Source organism: Paenibacillus sp. FSL L8-0158, from assembly GCF_038592965.1.
Taxonomy (GTDB): Bacteria; Bacillota; Bacilli; order Paenibacillales; family Paenibacillaceae; genus Paenibacillus; species Paenibacillus polymyxa_D.
Genome location: NZ_CP151949.1, coordinates 3,850,231 through 3,868,948 on the forward strand (window position 1 = coordinate 3,850,231; position 18,718 = coordinate 3,868,948).

Sequence of the window (18,718 nt, forward strand, 5' to 3'; positions counted from 1 at the left end):
CAAATTTTATTATAGGTGAAATGGAAACCAGGTGTCAACCTATAAGAAAAAATGAATACATAAAGGGCCATTTATCTCCATTCACATCCGTATTACTGAAAAGACAAGCTCTGTCATTTTTTAAGAATGTGAGTCCGAAATACCTGTCAAAGCACCCAATTTGGCGCCGCCCAGTAAGTGATAATGCAGATGCCCCACCGCTTGTCCACTATCCGGGCCACAGTTGTTAATCAACCGATAACCAGACTCGGCGATTCCTAACTTTTTCGCAACCTCAACCGCAACACGATGAATCTCCGCGATAAGAGGAAGATCCTCCTCCGTCACTGCGTTCATTGAAGGAATGTATTTTTTTGGAATAATGAGCACGTGTACTGGCGCCGCAGGCTGGATGTCATGAAATGCGAGCACATTGTCGGTTTCCAACACCTTCTTGCTGGGGATGGTTCCATCCACAATTTTCAAAAACAGATCGTCCATTCAAAACCCTCCTTTGGCAGTGAGCCGATCCTAAGCAAATAGACACAAACACCCCTTGCTCTCGGCATTCAAAGTTATGTATTTCCCAGACTGAATAGAAACATATACATCCATGTTTGGTTATACTTATGTTTCTATATGTATCATAACGGAAAAAGGGTCTTAATACCAGTTTCCCTTACTAACTTCTTCTATAATGGCTTTCACCCCTCCATCAATTTGATCCAGCTGCGCGCGCGAAATACTTATGCGCAAAAACTTCTCTTGTTCCCTATAGCCTGATAAATAAAAGCCTTTGCCAGCTACAACCTGGATGTTCCTCGCAGAAAGACACTGTACCAAGCGTTCCAAATTCACTGTCCGAGGCAGTTTAAACTGCATATAAACTCCTGAGGTTACAGCTGAAGTCTGAACGTATCCGGCCTGATTGTATCGTTCCACGGCCTTGTTCAGAGTACGAATGCGCTCCGAATACAGTTTACATATCGTGTGCTTGTGGCGTTCATACATTCCATTTTTAATATAAATATCAAGCGCCGCCTGAGACAACATAGATGTGTCGACATATCTTTTATAAGTGTTAAACGTCTTTAATAGGACTTCTGGCAATACCGCAACTCCTAATCGCAAGCCGGGAAAAATGATTTTCGAGAAGCTTTTCAAATAAATAACATGGTCCGTCTGGTCGTATGCATAAATGGGATCAAAAAGATGATCGGCCCCCAAATCTGCCATATAGTCATCTTCTACGATGTACACATCATATTTGGCGGCTAAGGCTGCTATCGCTTTTCTCTCCTCTGTGTTGTATGAGATTCCTAATGGATTATGATATCTTGACATGGTATAAAAAAACTTGATGCTCTCGTTCTTAAATTGATTCTCCAATTCGTGAAAATCCATACCTTCTGCTGTCCGGACGATGGTACTGACGGGTATGTTCTCTTCCTCCAGAAAGCGCAAATATATATCGTAACTTGGCTGCTCGACCAAAACCTTTTCTTTGCCATTGGGAAACGGCATTTTAGCGAGTATCTCCAATGCCTGCTGAACACCCGAAGTAACGATAATCCGATCCATTTTTGCAAACACTTGAGTATCAGCCAAATGGGAAACCAACGTATGACGCAGTGTTTCCAGTCCTTGCGAATCGCCATAAGTGAACAGATGATATTTGTAGGTGTCAATAGCCTGATTCAAACAATGTTGGAAATCCAGATAAGGGAATACATTTAAATCCGGGGAGGCCGAAGCAAAATCAACGGAGTCTTGAATATGGCTATGGTGTAAATCGCCCGAATTTTCCACTACATAGTATCCACTTTGCGGTATGGAATAGATGGCGTGTTTCTTCTCAAGTTCAGCATATGCCCGCAGAATCGTGCTTTTGCTGCATCTATATAATTCAGAAGCCTCACGGACCGACGGCAGCTTGTAACCTGATTTATATTGTCCCTCGCGAATTTTAAGCTCTATATCCAATAAAATTGAAACATATTTTTTCACAATATCCACCCACCTGCTCTTTACATACTCATTACATGCTTATTCCGTCTTATGTTTCTTTACACGCTAGATGTTACCATGGTTTATGGATAAACAGGATATCTCTTTTCATTAAACTGTACTGATACAGTTTCAATTACTGGGTCATATTGCGGGATAGTATATGTGAAAAAGAGGCTGTTTCTTCATAATGGAAGAAACAGCCTTGCATGATGATGATGTATGAATGCGCCTTAAAGTCACTTGTACTGTACAAGAGCTGTAGGCGGGAGAGAGCAGAGAATTCACTATATCTGGCGACTAAGAAATTAGGATTAGTAATAAGGCAGCAAGCTGATCGCTGTCAACGCTGCAAGTGGCAGAATCAAACGGTTAAAGCGACGGCGTCCGTACGGGAACCCATATGCATAAGCGGGTACTGGATACGGGTACGGATACGGATACGGAGGGTAAGACGCATAGCCACCATAAGCACGGGAACCGCAACCACAATTATTAGGCGGATACGGGAGATTAACATTGACATTTTCCATCTCGTCCCCACCCATAGGAACGGCTAAGTATATCTTTTCATCATCCACATGCTCTACAATGCCGTCATACATTGTCCCGTCCTTCACCCATACGCATACATAACGATGCATATGCTTTTGACATAGTGTTTTAGCATCCGTCTGTTCCGGTGATGTAACTTTTTCGGTTGTCATGCTTTTTTCCATGATTGTTTCCTCCTAGGCTCTTGCATGTATACCGTATGTTATTCAAAAACGGGCTATTTGCTACATCAAATTGGGCGAATTCCGGCTTGCAAAAAAAAGAAGCACCCCGGGAGCTCTTGGCAGAGCCCCTCTGAACGGACGTATGACGGGAAGATTTCTTCCGCAGCATACGTCCGCCGGGGTGCTGTATGATTAACTTGTCGGCTTGGCTGTATTATAACAATAGTTTGAAACTGTATCTGTGACCTGTATCACATTACTTCAAAAAGTTTCCATAACCACACGTGAGCCGCCTCCAGCCTGCTCTGCTGGAAGAACAACCAACTTGCGCGGAAGACGGGCCCGTAGTTCAGGCACATGACTAATCACACCCACAGACAATTGATCGTGGTGCAGCTTTTCCAGTGAGGTGATCACTGTGTCAAGCAGCTCAGGGTCCAACGTTCCAAAGCCTTCATCCAGAAAGAAAAATTGCAGAGGGTATTGGCCCCGCAATTGAATTTGAGCCGACAGCGCAAGCGCAAGCGACAAGGAGGTCAGGAACGTTTCGCCACCAGACAAGGTCGATACCGGACGTTTGACCCCACCGTTGGCATCGTCACTAATGACAAAACCACCGCTGGAATCAACCTCTAGCGCGTAACGCTGCTTGGTCAGAAAACGTAGGCGGCGTGAAGCCGATTGACTAACCTGCATGAGTTGCTCCTCGGCAATATATTCCACAAAGGCATTGCCACGAAAAACAGACTGGAGCTTGGACATTTTTTCCGCTTCGCTACGCAAATGTATACGATTGGACTCCAGTTCCATCCAGCGGACGTGCCGATGCTGCAAGTCCTCTAAATCACGCTCAGCCTTGGCGCGATTCTGAAGCGCCTCTTCGTCGCGTGCACGGCAATCACGTAGCTGTGCAGTAGCCGTTTCCCACTGTTCCTCTGTTACCGTTGCTCCATTCAGCTGCTCTTCGACATGCTTTAAGCGGGAAGACAGCTCTTTTTCCCGTTCTCGATGTAAACTCACTTCACGCTCATAGCGTGCGGCTTCTTCCGGTCCCAGGCAGCATTCCATAACCTCTGCTTCCGTAGCAAAAGAGGAGGCTTCCAGACGACTGCCCCAACGGGACTCTGCCATCTGACGTCTTTCTTCTGCCGAGTCGGAGGCTTGCCGGGCAATCAGTGAAGCATGAACGGCTTGCTGCTTGCGTTCTTCCGCTTCAGTACGGTGGCGTGCCGCGGCTTCGGCTCCGTTTTTAAGTCCCAACAGTCGCGAGGTCGCTTCTTCCAGCAATGAAGCCGCTTGGCCATCTCCAACCCACTTTCGGAGCTGTACTAGCTTTTCACGAAGCGAATCATCTTTGCTTTGGAGCCCTGTACGGCGGGCAATAATGATTTTGTCCTCCTCGATGATACTCTGCTGTATCTGCTGAACACGCTCCGCCTTTCCTTCGAGGAAGGTCACACTCGTCTCCAGCCGGGACCGCAGCTCTTCCGCGCGCCCGTCGCGCTCCTGCATGGCGCGGTAACGCTCCGCGGCTTCGTCCGGAGCGACATCTGGCAGCTGCGCGACCCATTCGGCGCGCAGCCCCTCGCTGCGCGTGGTGCATGCCTCGCGCTTACTCTGTGCCTGCGTCAGCGCTACAGCTGCTGCCTCCTGCTCGGCGGCAGCACGGATACGCCGCTGCTGTCCAGCTGCGTCTGCTTCGCGCAGCGCCTGTGCCTCGGCAGGCAGCGCATACGCACGTGCGGCTAACTCGGCCGCAGCACGTTCCAACGCCGCGCAGCGCTCCGCCCATGCTGCGGCACCACGCGGCTCTACTGGCGCCGCCGCAGGCGTGAAAGGCTCGCCCGTGGCGGCAGCGCCGCTGTCTGCGGTGGCGGGCTGCGCCAGCAAGCTGCGTTGCTCGTGCAACTGCTGGCGCAGTGTGAGGCGCAGCTCCTGCAAACCGAGACGCAGGCGGTGCAGCTCATCTGGCGCAGCGGCATCCGCGCTATGCGCCGCGACGATGGCAGGCGCGGGATGATGCAGCGAGCCGCACACTGCGCATGGCTCGCCTTCGCGCAACTCGGCAGCGAGATGCTGAGCGAGACGCCCCAGCTCCTCGGCACGGAGCTCGTGACGCAGCTGTTCTTCCTCGGCAGCCAGTGACGACATATCGGCGGTGATTTCTGCCTCCAGCGTAAGCAATGCCTCAATGCCATCAGCTGCCTGTGCAGCAAGGGCAGAACGCCGTGCCTCCGTCTCCTGTGTCTCCTGGTCCGTCAGCTTTAGACGTTCGTCTGCTTGCGCAAGCCGTTTCTCCTGAGTCGCGTACTCCAGTTCAGCTTCACGCAATTGCTCATTCGCGATTTCCAGCTGTTGCAACCGTTGCACAGCCTCTTGCAGCATACGCCGCTCATCTGCTCGCACTTCATTTTGCTTTAGCTCTTGTTGAAGCTCTTGCTGTCGCTTCAAGCCTCGCGTCTGTAGCTCTTGTTCCTTTGCGAGTCCTTCTGCATGTTCAGCAAGGATTTGTTCGCTATGCACAAGCTCGGCCGCCAGACGGTCCCGTTCGGTCCGCAACGCTTCCGTATCACGCTCCAGTTGAAGCGCCTGTTCTAGTTGGTCGATCCGAAGCAATAGCTTTGGTTCTTCGGCACTGAGTGCTTGCCGGGCCTGCTCATCTGCTTGCGCAGACACAAGCGCAGCCTCCTGCGCGGTAGCGGCCAGGACTGCCACTTCTTCGGCAGTCTTATGCCGTTTTTCCGCTTCAGTAATGGCTTCCTTCCAATCCGTCAGTGCAGGCAGCAATGCCTCGGCTGCAGTTGCTTGTCGAAGCTTACGCTCCAGTAAAGCAATGCCCGGCTCCTGTGCTGCCAACTGCTCCAGCTCGTTCAATCTTTGGCTGAGCTCGATGACCAGCTCACGGGTTTTGTTTAGCGCCTCCGATTCACGTGAGACACGCTCTAGCTCGCGACGCGAAGCTTCTGCATTGGCAATCGCCTCTTTGAGACGTAACTCTACATGTTCAAGCGCTTCAGCACTCGCATCCCCCAGCCCTTGCTGCTCCGCCTCTAATGCTTTCAGTGCGATATCGTTATCTTTCACACGACGGCTTAGCTTCTGTGCAAGTTGATCTCCGTACTTCTCCAGATGGAACAAACGCTGTAGCATCTGTCTGCGTTCACTGCCCTTTAAGGACAAGAATTCCGCAAACTTTCCCTGCGGCAATACGACAGCTCGTGTAAAATCGTCCATTTTCAGGCCGATGTACTCCTCCACACAGCGTGTCACATCCTGCACCTTATCGGCAAGCACTTCCTCGCCATCCTCTGTTAACGCAATAAAACGGCTAAGCGTATTATTAACCGATACGCCTCCAGCACGTTTGAAACGTCGTTCTACACGGTAACGCCGCGGTCCTTGAGCTGACATTAATTCAAACGTAAATGCAACAGACAACGTATCCTCAGCATGATTCATAATGCCTTGTGTACCATTCACTGCCCGCTCCACTTTACCGTACATAGCCAACGTAATGGCATCCAGCAGCGTTGATTTTCCACTACCCGTTGGGCCAAAAATTCCGAACAGTCCAGTTTCGGTCAAATCGTCAAAGCGAATTTCCTGCGACTCCCGGTAGCTTTGCAACCCCGCCAGTTTTAGAAGGATTGGTTTCATGCGTCATCCTCCTCAGCGTGGTCTCTTGCATCATCCTGTTCCACCAGTTCCAGAAACAACTGCACTAATCCGTCATCCGGCTGTGCTCCGCCTGTCTGCCGCTGATAGAATGCCCGGAACAACTCATGCACTGGCAGTTCTGATCGTTGGTGCTCCAACTGTGCGGCAGCCATTTCTGGATACATAGGGCGAATATGAATGATGCCTTCACGGCTTTTGCGCAACCGCTGGATATCTCCCATCGACATCGCTTCATCCAGCGTAATTTCCAGATCAATAAAGGCATCGGCATCCAGTCCTTCATCCAGCCAGCGATATACTTCCTCCAGACCTCCCCGTGCGCGCCACCTTACTAATGGGCGTCCACTGGTAATATACAGTTCCTCGACCTGAGCAGGTTTGCCAGCAACTACGTCAATTAACGTAACCGACTTGGCTTGTCCGGCTTCGGAAAAGCTATAAGCCAGCGGCGAGCCACTATAACGCATCAGCCCGTCTCCTTTTACATATTGGGGACGATGCAAATGTCCTAGAGCCGTATACTGTGCCCCAATGCTCAAAGCAGACGGATCTACGGTATACGCCCCCCCGACCTGAATTGGGCGTTCCGAGTCCGACTCCAGCCCGCCAAGCACATAAATATGGCTCATCGACAAATTAACGGTGTCAGGCCGAAATGCTGTACCTAGCTGTGACATCAGCAAGCCCACACGGCGGCTATATGCCTCGCGCAATACTGTTTCATCTCCGTCTTCAGACAATAGCTCGTTCAGACGAGACTCGGAGGGATATGGCAAGGCTGCAATGCATGCTATTTCGTCCGTTCGTGGTGTATGAACGCGTACCGCTTCCCCATGGGGCAGTCCCAGCAATGTAATTCCGCGCCCGCTCACCAGCGGTGTGACCGAAGATACCCTTTCCGGCTGATCATGATTGCCCGCAATGACGACTAGAGGTCTTCCTCCAGCCGTAAGACGGGCAGACGTTTCATAAAACAATTGCTCGGCTGCGGCCGAAGGATTGACTGAGTCGTATACGTCTCCAGCCATCATTATCAAATCGGCCTGCTGATCATCAGCCATTTTCGCCAATTCTTCCAAAAAGGCCTCCTGCTCCTTCAAACGGCTGCGTCCCTCCAACGTGCGGCCCAAATGCCAATCACCTGTATGCAAAATCCGCATGTTATTCCTCCTCTCCTATCTATATAACTACAGCTGTACACTCTCTCCAGCTTCTAAAAAATACAACCACTTCTCAGCAACCTTTTTGCCTGTAATTTCTTCGATCACACGGGCATACAGCTCTAATTGAAATCGATATTGGTCTGTTAAATGGGACAGCGTACGATATTCAGATATCCGATCTGTTTTATAATCCACCAGCACGAGTCCTTCGGGAGTTTCAAATAGACAGTCAATAATGCCGTTCATCAGCACTTTATCTCCGTCCTGTCCACCTTCCGAATCTGTTTCCTGTCCTGGTGACATCGATGGTAAGCTGTGGTTCCAATAATCGGTTGCTCGCATGGTATAAGTAAACGGAAGCTCTCTTTGAACATGCGATGCCCCCAACATTCTGCTACCCAGCTCACTAGTGAAAAAGCGTAATATTTTATTCGTATCTAGCGCCATTGCATGGACATCCAGTAACATACGCTGATTGAGCAAACGAGCCTTTGTTTCCTCAATAACTTCGGCGCTCATTCCCCCATCTAGTGGCAAATGCAGCATCAACGTATGATAGACCGTTCCTCGTTCCGTTGGAGTCAGTCGCTGATTCCCCATAAACTTAGGTCTGCGCAAGTGTAATTGACTTCCTCCAGTGTGAGAATCCTCCCGATCCCCCGGTAACTCTGCTAGTAGGGAGGTAGATAGATTCAACCAATCGTCCGATCCCATCTCCTGCATTTCCAGCCATCTTTTCATTTCAGTAACCGATGTATTGGCTGCCGTCTTGCCGGCCCGTTCATACGGATAGGTCCAGGAAAGAGCAGCTTCAATGTCCGTTTCACTCTCTTCGTTCAAGTCGAGTAGCTCCGCATTTCTCAGTGCTTCTATCTTCTTTTGGCGCTCTTCGCCCGACATCTCTTCCTCATGATCTGAGTTCACACGAGAGCCGGAAAGTGTTTCCGAAGCCACGATTTTAAATAACCAGTCTGTTCCTGGCATATGTTCCAACTTGTGATAGTACCCATCTTGATCACCTGCTGCTTCCCTCAACAAAGTAGCAGAAGGATGCCGAATCAAAGCGGGACCTACCCAGTCCAGATAGCTGCGGCCTGCCGCCAGCATATAGTCTGGTAAGACCGTTTCCGTATGCTCTTTGGCACGTGCCCAACTCGCTGCGCGCGAAGCGAGGTCCTTCACGGTTCCGGTCATAATCAGCTTTTCACGCGGACGTGTAAGCGCCACGTATAACACCCGCATTTCCTCAGCCAATAGCTCCAGCTGTGAGCGTCGGCGGATCGCTAAATTGGGGAGCGTAGGGTAGCTGACACGATTTTGTTCCTCCACATATTTAGGACCAAACCCCAACTCCTTGTGCATAAGAAACGGTGCATTGAGATCCTGTTGATTGAACATTTTTGCCGTCCCAGCAACAAACACGATAGGGAATTCAAGTCCTTTACTTTTATGAATAGTCATAATGCGGACAGCCTGATCGGGTTCAGTCCCTCCGCTAATTGATCCTAAATCACCGCCTCGCTCCCGTAGACGGGAAATGAAGGTCAGAAATCGGAACAATCCTCGGTTGAACGTAGAAGTCTCATACTGTCTCGCTCGGTCATATAGCGCCCGCAAATTGCTTTGACGCTGTGAGCCGCCAGGCAGTCCACCGACCCAATCCAGATATCCGGTTTCCTCCAGCACATTCCAAATCAATGCACTTAAGCTGCCTAGTCGGGCTTCCTGCCGCCAGGCTTCCAAATTACGCAAAAATGAACGTAGTCGGGCAGACAACGTATTCCCGTCATTTATATTACCAAAGTCAGATGAAGATAAAGAGTCCTCAGGGAAAAGATCCAACTCCATGATGTCAGCAGTGGTCCCTTTTTCGCTCTCCTCCAGTGAGTCCGCCTCTGCCGCCGCCAGCAATGCGCCATAAAACAATCCATCCGGTTTCTCCAACCGAATTTGCGCCAGTTCATCTTCGCTCAAGCCAACAATCGGCGAACGAAGCACTGATGCAAGCGGGATGTCCTGCTGCGGATTATCAATAATATGCAGCAGAGACAACATCACCTCAACCTCCGTTGCCTTAAAAAAGCCTGTCGTCTGCTCCCCGGAGGCCGGAATGCCCTCAAGCCGCAGTTCATCTACAATTAGGGGGGCCCACACGCTTGCCGAACGAAGCAAAATGACGATATCGCCGTAGACTGCCGGACGCATCGCTTTTAATCCTCTGTCGTAAATCAACAGTGGTTGTCCAGTATCTCCGGTCAGTTCTTTAATCCGTTGCGCAATCGCACGAGCCTCTAACTGTGCCGTTTCCAACTCCACAAGCTCAGCCAGCTCACTTTCCTGAAAAGCAGATTCGTCCCCCGTTTCGGACAGCTCCGAAGCCTCGGAAAGACCATGTCCACCCTTATCTACTAACAGCAGCTCAGGTGCGTATACAGAGGCGGTGTCTTGATCCGACTGGTCGGGATAGGATGCGCCGTGTACCAGCCACGCTCGTTCATCGTACTCAATTTCCGCTACATCCACACTCATAATCTGGCGGAACACCAAATTAACCGCATCGACAACTTCCTCCCGACTGCGGAAATTACGCGCCAGATCAATTAAAAAGCCATCTTCCTGCTCCTGCATGCCGTACCGTTGATACTTATTCAAAAACAGACCCGGCTCCGCCAGCCGAAACCGATAAATACTCTGTTTCACGTCGCCCACCATAAAACGGTTACCTGGTTCCTCCCGTGATACCAGCCTAACGATATCTTCCTGTACGGTATTCGTATCCTGATACTCATCTAGCAGCACCTCGTCGAATTGCGCCTTGTATTCGAGCGCAGCATCGGAAGGTAGTAGCTTGTACGGAGTAGAATCGGGATGTCGTAATATTTTCAGACAATAATGTTCCAAATCCCCGAAGTCCACCAACCCTTTTGACTGCTTGTGCTGTTGAAATCGTTCCCCGAATACAATCACGGTTTCTACCAATTCGTCCATCAACGGAGCTGCGGCGTGTAGCTCCTCCCAATAGGCTTCTGCTCTCCTGCCAAACAGGGAAGCCTTCATGTCTGTAATCATTTTTTTGGCTGCTTCGCGCAGCGTCTTAACCCGTTCCTGCAATGCAGGCTCAGTCTGATCTTTTTTGACCGGCTTGAGCTTACCGAAGGCAGCTGCCTGAAAATGATCATATAGAGATGCCCACGGCTGTGTCTCCAGTTCCTGCAGCAATCCCTTCACCATCGCCGTATCCTCTTGCAGCGTTACGGCATAAGGTGCAGGACCGCCGGGCTGCATAGCTGTTTCATGCGCCTGTTCCAGCAAGCTCGCTGCTCCGCGCAATGAAAGTGCAGCATCCACCAAAATGCTGCGAACCCAAGGCGTCTCTCCCAAAGCGACTACATCCTGTACACGAAATGCAGCCGCTGTCTCCCGCAGCCAATGTTCTGGCCAAGGATGACTTTGAGAAAAATCATACAACCGCTGAACAAGCACATACATGGCATCATCGGTGCGTTCTCCACTGAACCAGTCGACCAGTCTGCGGAATATACTGCCTTCATCATGAGCCTCATATTTCTCCTCAAACAGTTCTTCCAGGAGCTCCTGACGCAGCAATTCTGTCTCATGCTCATTCATAATCCGAAAACCGGGATCAAGGGGAATGGCCTGATAATGCCTGCGGATGACCTCCATACAAAAAGAATGAAGCGTCGTAATTGAGGCCCGATTCAGCAACGACAGCTGACGGCGTACATGTTCACTTTCCGGTTCCTGCTCCAATACACGTTCCAACGCTTCACGTATCCGTTGACGCATTTCAGCGGCTGCTGCTTTCGTAAAGGTTGCCACCAGCAATCGATCCACGCTGAAGCCAAGCTGAGGATCGACAATTTTACGAATAATACGCTCTACAAGCACCGCTGTTTTACCAGACCCTGCCGCTGCCGCAACCAGCATGTTGTTACCAGATTCCGAAATGGCACGCCACTGGTCATCGCTCCACATACTGCCTTCCGGCTTCGGCATCCCTTTAGTGTTTGACGTGCCTATCATTGGTCCATTCCTCCTTTCCCTTCCTGTGTATGACCCAGCAGATTCCATATCTGATCCTTACCGGGTTTACCCCATTGATTGTAGCCACTGCCTTCCAGACTGTCGTCAAATTGACAAACAGGCTTAAAAGAGCAGAAGGTACATGCCGTCTCTTGCTGGATACGATAAGGTTCAATGGCCACATCACCCTCTGTCATCCGTGTACCAATCGTCCGAATATTATTACGCACCGAAGCTAGCAGGCTGTCCCACTGTTCCGGCGAAGCAACCGAAGCACTGCTATAAAAACTGCCGTCTGCTTTCACCGCAACGGGTAAAATAGAGGAATATCCCTTGTCCAATGCTGTATCCATTTGCCCAACTACATCCCGATCCGCGAGTAATAATCCCTTCATCTTAAAACGTTTCAAAATCTCCTGACGGGCCTGTTCTGCACTAAGACCGTTAGGCGACTGCAACATCGGATTGTGGACATGAAAATACAGTGTGCCCGCTGGATAAGCGGTCTCGCCCAACCATTCTTCCGCCGCATTCAGCAGCACATCCAGGTAGGTGAGCATTTGCAAGGACAGGCCATAGTACACTTCATGCAGCTTGAGATCCTTTTGGCTAGACTTGTAATCGATGACACGCAAAAGTAACCCCTTTTCTCCCTCTGCCACATCTACACGGTCAATTCGTCCGACAATTTCCATCACAACGCCGTTATCTAACCGGAAGCTTAACGGTGGAAGCTGCTGACCCGGTCCAAAGTCCAACTCCAGCCCAATCGGCTCAAAACTACCTCTTCGCGCATGTTCACCTAAAATCAACGAAGCACGGCTCACAATATCCTTCAATTTGCGCAAAATGTAGCCATACCGCTTGGAGCTCATTAGAATCTCGCCTTGCAGACGAGGAGCCAAACGCTCCACTGTACTTTCCGCCTCTTGGCGGCATTCCTCCGTGCTGAGACTGCCCCAGCTGACATTGCGTTTACGCAAATTGATCGCCATCTCTCCAAGCGCTGCATGGAATAATTGTCCGATATCCGGGGCCTTCAGGCGATACATTTGGCGTTCCTTCAAACGAAGACCGTGAGAGGCAAAGTGCGAAAATGGACATGCCACAAAACGTTCCATACGAGATACGCTGGTACGCAGCTTGCTGCCGTACAGACGGCGGCTCGTTTCCTTCTGCATTTCGGCATGGTTCTCGTAAAAAAGTGAGGTCAACAGCTGACGCAGCTTGTCCTTCTCACGCCCTTGCTGGCTGGCATACCAGTTATATACCTCCCACCAAGGAGATAAAATGTCACCTCCACGTCGCCAATGCCGTAATTGCGCAATGAGCTGCGGCAAAGCCTCGGACGGATGAGAAGCATACTCCCATTGCATCGTCCAGGCATCCCCAGGCAAAGGATATCCAGCCAGCGGACGTTCGTCCAGACTAGGAAACAATTGCCGTACATGTCTTACTAACTCAGACGGCAACAATGACTTGCCTTCTTCATCAGTCACGGCATAGCTCATCCACAGGCTTTTACCGGCTGAAGTAAGGGCCGTATAAGCGAGAAAACGCTCGTCCAGCAGACGTCTTGTCATATCCGGCGCCAGCTCTACGCCTCGTTCGTTTAATGCCGTACGCTCCTGCTCATTCAACACACCGTCCTCATGGAACACAGCCGGCATCACACCTTCGTTCATACCTAGCACAAAAGCATGTTGAATACCGGTCACACGTGTACGGTCCGTGTTTCCGACTAGAACCTGATCCACAGCTGGCGGAACAAGTCCCATACGGAATTCAGCCAATCCCGTTTCCAGCACACCCGCAAACAAAGAGGTATCCAGCCTCTCGTCACCCATCATTTCGACGATTTGATCCAGTAGTTCAAGCACTGCGTCCCATACCTGACGATGCTCCTTCGCCTGCTCAGGATTTCCTGCTTTCTCTGCCTGATGAATGAAGGCGTCCAGCTTGCGGCCAATTTCTGTATCCTCCAGTAACAGATATACCGCTTCACACTTCTCAAGTGCAGTTCGTGCCTTGCCCACACGTTTCTCAAACGCACGTAAAGGCGTCACGATCACATCCCGACACAGCTCCATCAAATCCAACGTTTCATCCCGCCTACGGTTCCGTTCCTGCTCCTCCAGCTCCAGTGACAAGCTGGGCACAGCCTGCCACGGGCGACCGTCTGTCCAACGGCTGCCTTGTATTCCGCAGGCCAGTACATAGTTTTCCAGACGATCCATCTCCTCTCGGCTCACCCGACCGTCCAGCGGTAGGAGAAGATCTGTTTTGACCGCACGAAATACATCCTCATACCGCCAACGTCGCTGCACGATATCCAGCGAAGCCCGAATCAATTCCACTAAGGGATGATGCAATACACTTCTCCGCTGATCCAGAAATACTGGAACTTCATATTGTTTGAATATCGGTTCCACCCATGGCTCATAATCTTCAATATGACGCACAAACAGGGCCATCTCCCGATAACGCGCGCCCTCATCTCGGGCCAGACGACGCATTTCGCGTACAGCCCCTTCCAACTCAGCGCGGCGATTCGCCGCAGCATACAGTTTTATGCCTTCCGGCTGTTCTTCTGTCCACTGCTCTCGTAGCTGCTGCAGCCGCATCCGTTGTTCCTGATTCCGTAACCCTGTACGATATTCAAAGTTAGCCTCCAAATACGCCAACGCCGGACGCTCCTTAAATCTCGGCAGCGGATCAGGGCGCAGTAATTGTGTCTGCGTCTCTATCATTAGCTCGTCTGCCATTCCTTTGAGCTTTACGAACGTAGCCGCCGAAGGATGAAACAAATCCAGCTCATGCGGAAGCTGTCCGTTCTCGTAGCTGCGGTTGCAAGTCAGAGCCACCGTCAACGAAGAGGCATGCAGCATAAGCTGCTCCACAACCTTATATTCATGTGGTGTAAACCTACGGTAGCCATCCATCCAAATATCTGCCCCACGCACAAGGGAAGACTCAGTAATCTGTTCTGCCAGCATGCGCAGCGTATCTTCACCATCGATATATTTAAGCGTCAGCTCTCGTTCAAAATCCTCATAGATTAGACTAATATCTTTGAGCTTGCCGCGCAAAATCGGAGTCGACTCTCCAGCAGCGTTCATTCGCTCCAGTTGCTCGGGTACAGACCGAGTATCATTTCCATACTGCTTTAGCTCCGTAAACAATGTATTCAACCGATCCACAAAGCCAAGCTGGTCTCCCGAATCCTTAAACAAATTCAGTTCATCCTTGCGACGACGAATAATTTTATATAAAAGCATCTTCTTGCCTTCTTCCGTTACAGGCACCAGCGCTGAACCCCCGGTTTCCTGCATAACTAAATAGGCAAGACGATGAAATCCCATCACTTGGGCGCGCACCGACCCCTGAATACCGTTTCCGGCTTCTGTAAGTAACGCATGCTCAGAAGCAAATGACGATTGCTCCGGTACAAGTAACAGCATAGGCTTACCTAGCGGCTCCTCGCGTAACATAGACGTTATTTCATTACGGATTAACGTACTTTTACCACTCCCAGAGCGGCCAATCAACAAGCGGACCGACATGATGCGGCCTCCTTTCCAACGAACAACATTCTATTAAACAGTATAGCATATCAGGCAAGGGAAAAAAGAACGTACGTTTGCCATGTTGTAGCAATTCTTTCTCCTTATAAAAAATAAATCAGTCCCGCAGGTTGGCTTGGTGCACGCCTTCTCTACAGGACTGATTTATACCTAAAACAAGTGTATTTTACCTATTCAATCACCAAATAGGCGATTGACTTTGACTTTGTATGAAACCTACAACTGTGTCCGGCTACGCACCTCAAAGATGGCGAATTTCAAGTAATGTCCTTCCTCCACACCCAAAATTTGAGGGTGGTCCTTCCCAGCCGCTCTCCAGTCTACCAGCCGAAGAATTTTGCCGGCATCTGCCGCCGCTTCCTTAATGGTATCTAAAAACAACTCTGGCCGCATATGGAACGAGCAACTCGCTGTCACCAGATAGCCGCCCTCATTGACGAGCTTCATCCCGTGCAGGTTGATATCTTTATATCCACGTGTAGCTCCTTTGACAGCGTTCTTCGTTTTGGCAAAGGCTGGCGGATCAAGAATGACCACGTCAAAGGTGCGTCCGCCACCTGCTGTCAGCGGCTTGGATGTATCTCCTTTGCCCCCGGCTCGTGCATTGCGTTCCTCTACACCTTTCACCTGATTGCGCAAATATTGAAAAGCATCATCGACGACAAACTCAACGCGCTCCTCAAAACCGTTCAGCTTGACATTATCCCGCGCACTTTCAATCGCATGCTCAGAAATATCAAGACAAGTTACTTTTTTAGCACCATGTTTACATGCATTGAGCGTAAAGCTTCCCGTGTGCGAAAAACATTCCAATACGGTTGCGCCATCCCAGAATGGGAATTCAACAACCTTACCACTTTTATTCACTGGCTTCATGACCGTTGTGCCCGCATCCCCTGAGTCTGCAGCTACTTCTTGTAGCGTAATTCCACTACGTGCTCCCCAACCTGTCATCAACGGTGCTATGGCCGCACGATTTTCACGCTGGTCAAAGAAATACCCGGTCTTCTGGCCCTCTACGATATCAACCTTGATTTGCAGGCCATTTTCCGTCACCACCACATGACGCGGGCAATCACCGTACAAGGGACCCTTCGTTTGTTCCAATCCTTCTAACTCGCGGATGGATACATCACTGCGCTCATATATACCAACAGGACCCACTACTTCAACGAGCGCATCCCTGATTTCTTCCCTGCGTCGATCCATGCCAAGCGTTAACAGCTGCACGACTATCACATCACCAAATCGGTCTACAATCAGTCCAGGCAAAAAATCAGCCTCGCCGTACACCAACCGATAAGCGTCTCCCCCGGTCACAAAACGTTCGCGGTGCTCCAGGCATTTGCGAAAGCGTTGGGCAAAAAAGTTTTGATCCATTGCTTCCAGCGGCTCATAGGACATCACACGCACTGTAATTTGTGAAGCCGGGTTATAGTAACCTGTCGCCAAATAACGCCCCTGATGGTTAACGATACTGACCAAATCGCCTGCCTCTGGGTCCCCCTCGATCTTGGCTATTTCGTTTTTAAACACCCAAGGGTGTGCGTGCTCCAGCCTTTTTTTACGGCTGCGTTCTAATATTACTGAAGGCAAAATCCTTCACTCCTATTCTTAAGTTACTCAAAGTGTTAAAACGTTTTGTTCGATAGAGGCACGGCTCCGCGATTCATTTGATCTTACGATCGCTGTTGCTTCTCCAGATTCAAATGAACCGCTCCGCTACTGCCCGTCTTTATATCGACGTCACGCTTTTAAAGCTTGCGAAGATACTACAAAATTATCGCTCCGTAAAAAAGAGCTCAGCCATGCTTGTCATGGCTGTCCTCGACAGATCATAGGCTTTTTACATAAGCGCTTTAGCATTACTGCGAAAGAATCAATATGTTCGGTAGACCCTAAAAGTAACTCATGAAATATCGTGATTTTAAGGCATTGCTACAGTGAGCGAAAGATCAAATAAGCTGTGAATCGCCTTAGTCAACAACATTAAATTACATTAGAAGAGAGGTTCATAGCCGTGTTTATTCATGTTATTTTGCCGCTGTGCGGCGGACTGTTTATTTTTTTGGGCGGGATGAAGCTGATGGAAGCAGCCCTCCGGCATTTGGCCGGCCCCTTCCTCACCCGTTGGCTGAACCGCGCCACCGTTTCCCCTTGGCGGGGTATGCTGTTCAGTTCAGGCATTACCGCCCTGTTGCAAAGCAGCACCGCTGTAACGGTGCTGACGATCGGACTGGTCAACGCCGGGCTGTTGACCTATGGCCGCACGCTCGGCATCATTCTCGGCACCAATATCGGTACCTGTCTCACCACCGAGCTGATGGGGCTCCAGCTTGGCAAGCTGGCTGTTCCGCTGCTCTGCGGCTCACTGCTCTGCTGGAGCGCCGCCGTACTGTGGGGAGAATCCGTCTCCGTTCGCCAGTACGCGTCTGCCGGAGTTTCACCCGGCTCCAATGGGCTTAGACGTCCGCAGGCTGTACAATATATCAGCCTCGTCTTTGCTGGATTTTCGCTGATTCTGGCGGGTATCCGCGTGATGCAAACGGTCGGTCCCTGGATTGAGCAGGCCGGACTATTTCGCTGGTTTCTTGATCACGCTGCGGCCAATATGTGGTGGGCCTTTGCTGCTGGAGCCTGCCTAACCGCACTGGTTCACAGTAGCGCAGCCGTCATTGGCATGGCGATCAGCCTTGCCGCTGCGGGTGCCTTGCCAGCCGATGTGGGGATCGCCATCGTCATCGGCTCCAATGTAGGCACCTGCGTAACCGCCCTGATTGCCGCTGTTGGTGGCAGCGTGTCCGGCAAATTTGTAGCCTGGTCCCATGTGCTGCTGAACGTAGGCGGAGCCTTGCTCTTTATGCCGTTGATCCCTGGGCTGGAAATGGCCGCCGCCTGGATATCTACCGAGCCCGGAGCCAAGGTAGCCCATGCCCAAACCCTGTTTAACGTCATTAGCTCTCTGCTGGTCTTGCCTCTGTGCTACCTACCTGTATGGACTCGTTTAGAGGATCGTATATCTCCCCACAGAATCAAACGTTAATTCCTAGCATGGACAGCGCCTTGCTCAAAATGACATCATTATTGTCATATCCACCCTGGCGCTGGAGAAGCCATGCTTCCTCAGGCTTATGCCATGCAACTCCCTTAATTTCTTCGATTTGTGCCTGTAAATCCCCATCCAGTGCCTCTACAAGATAATAGTGTACTTCTTTATCCACTTCCCCAAATTCCGGATGCTGATACGTATAAGCAATCATATCTACATGCTGGATAATCCGCCCGTTCAACCCTGTTTCCTCGCGAATTTCACGTAAAGCCGTCTGTTCGATTGTTTCCCCCAACTCCATTTTTCCTTTAGCCAAGGATACCTTGCCATATCGGTCAGTAATGAGCTGAATTTCAAGTTGCTCCCCCTGTTTGCGAAACACAACACCGCCTGCTGAAATTTCCTTTTTTGCTGCCATCCTGTAATCTCCCTTCCTTGCGCAACAAGGATTCCGTCCTCTCTGTAAGGAAAGGCGAAATCCTTGTTTGCCATCTC

At 50.4% G+C, this 18,718-nt stretch carries 10 protein-coding genes; 1 reads left to right on the forward strand and 9 read right to left on the reverse strand.

The window, feature by feature from the left end; translation table 11 throughout:
* Positions 1-120: 120 nt before the first annotated feature.
* The 8 genes from NSQ68_RS16955 to NSQ68_RS16990 form a co-directional block, all read right to left on the reverse strand.
* Positions 121-480, reverse strand: a complete 360-nt coding sequence (locus tag NSQ68_RS16955; protein WP_025722131.1) for a histidine triad nucleotide-binding protein — start codon at positions 478-480, stop codon at positions 121-123.
* 162 nt (positions 481-642) lie between these two features.
* Positions 643-1,986 (reverse strand): PLP-dependent aminotransferase family protein, encoded by a 1,344-nt coding sequence (locus NSQ68_RS16960; protein ID WP_307347020.1) that lies wholly within the window; start codon positions 1,984-1,986, stop codon positions 643-645.
* Between the two features lie 314 nt (positions 1,987-2,300).
* Positions 2,301-2,705 (reverse strand): hypothetical protein, encoded by a 405-nt coding sequence (locus NSQ68_RS16965; protein ID WP_342426604.1) that lies wholly within the window; start codon positions 2,703-2,705, stop codon positions 2,301-2,303.
* 261 nt (positions 2,706-2,966) lie between these two features.
* On the reverse strand, positions 2,967-6,362 hold the full coding sequence (locus NSQ68_RS16970; RefSeq protein WP_342426605.1) for an SMC family ATPase: 3,396 nt from the start codon (positions 6,360-6,362) through the stop codon (positions 2,967-2,969).
* Positions 6,359-7,543: an exonuclease SbcCD subunit D gene (locus NSQ68_RS16975; RefSeq protein WP_307347030.1), complete on the reverse strand. Its 1,185-nt coding sequence runs from the start codon at positions 7,541-7,543 to the stop codon at positions 6,359-6,361. The genes NSQ68_RS16970 and NSQ68_RS16975 overlap by 4 nt, the downstream gene beginning before the upstream one ends.
* 27 nt (positions 7,544-7,570) lie before the next feature.
* Positions 7,571-11,590 (reverse strand): helicase-exonuclease AddAB subunit AddA, encoded by a 4,020-nt coding sequence (gene addA, locus NSQ68_RS16980; RefSeq protein WP_342426606.1) that lies wholly within the window; start codon positions 11,588-11,590, stop codon positions 7,571-7,573.
* Entirely contained in the window at positions 11,587-15,153 is a 3,567-nt protein-coding gene (addB, locus tag NSQ68_RS16985) for a helicase-exonuclease AddAB subunit AddB (RefSeq protein WP_342426607.1), read from the reverse strand. Before addB ends, addA begins: the two co-directional genes overlap by 4 nt.
* A 237-nt stretch (positions 15,154-15,390) precedes the next feature.
* The gene (locus NSQ68_RS16990) at positions 15,391-16,770 is read right to left on the reverse strand and encodes a class I SAM-dependent rRNA methyltransferase (protein ID WP_342426608.1); all 1,380 of its coding nucleotides are present in this window, start codon (positions 16,768-16,770) and stop codon (positions 15,391-15,393) included.
* A gap of 424 nt (positions 16,771-17,194) precedes the next feature.
* On the opposite strand from NSQ68_RS16990, the gene NSQ68_RS16995 reads away from it, so the two are divergent.
* Positions 17,195-18,217, forward strand: coding sequence for a Na/Pi symporter (locus NSQ68_RS16995; RefSeq protein WP_307347042.1), 1,023 nt, complete (start codon positions 17,195-17,197; stop codon positions 18,215-18,217).
* Here the strand turns inward: NSQ68_RS16995 and NSQ68_RS17000 are convergent.
* Positions 18,207-18,641, reverse strand: coding sequence for an NUDIX domain-containing protein (locus NSQ68_RS17000; RefSeq protein WP_029515343.1), 435 nt, complete (start codon positions 18,639-18,641; stop codon positions 18,207-18,209). The genes NSQ68_RS16995 and NSQ68_RS17000 overlap by 11 nt on opposite strands.
* Between the last annotated feature and the right edge of the window lie 77 nt (positions 18,642-18,718).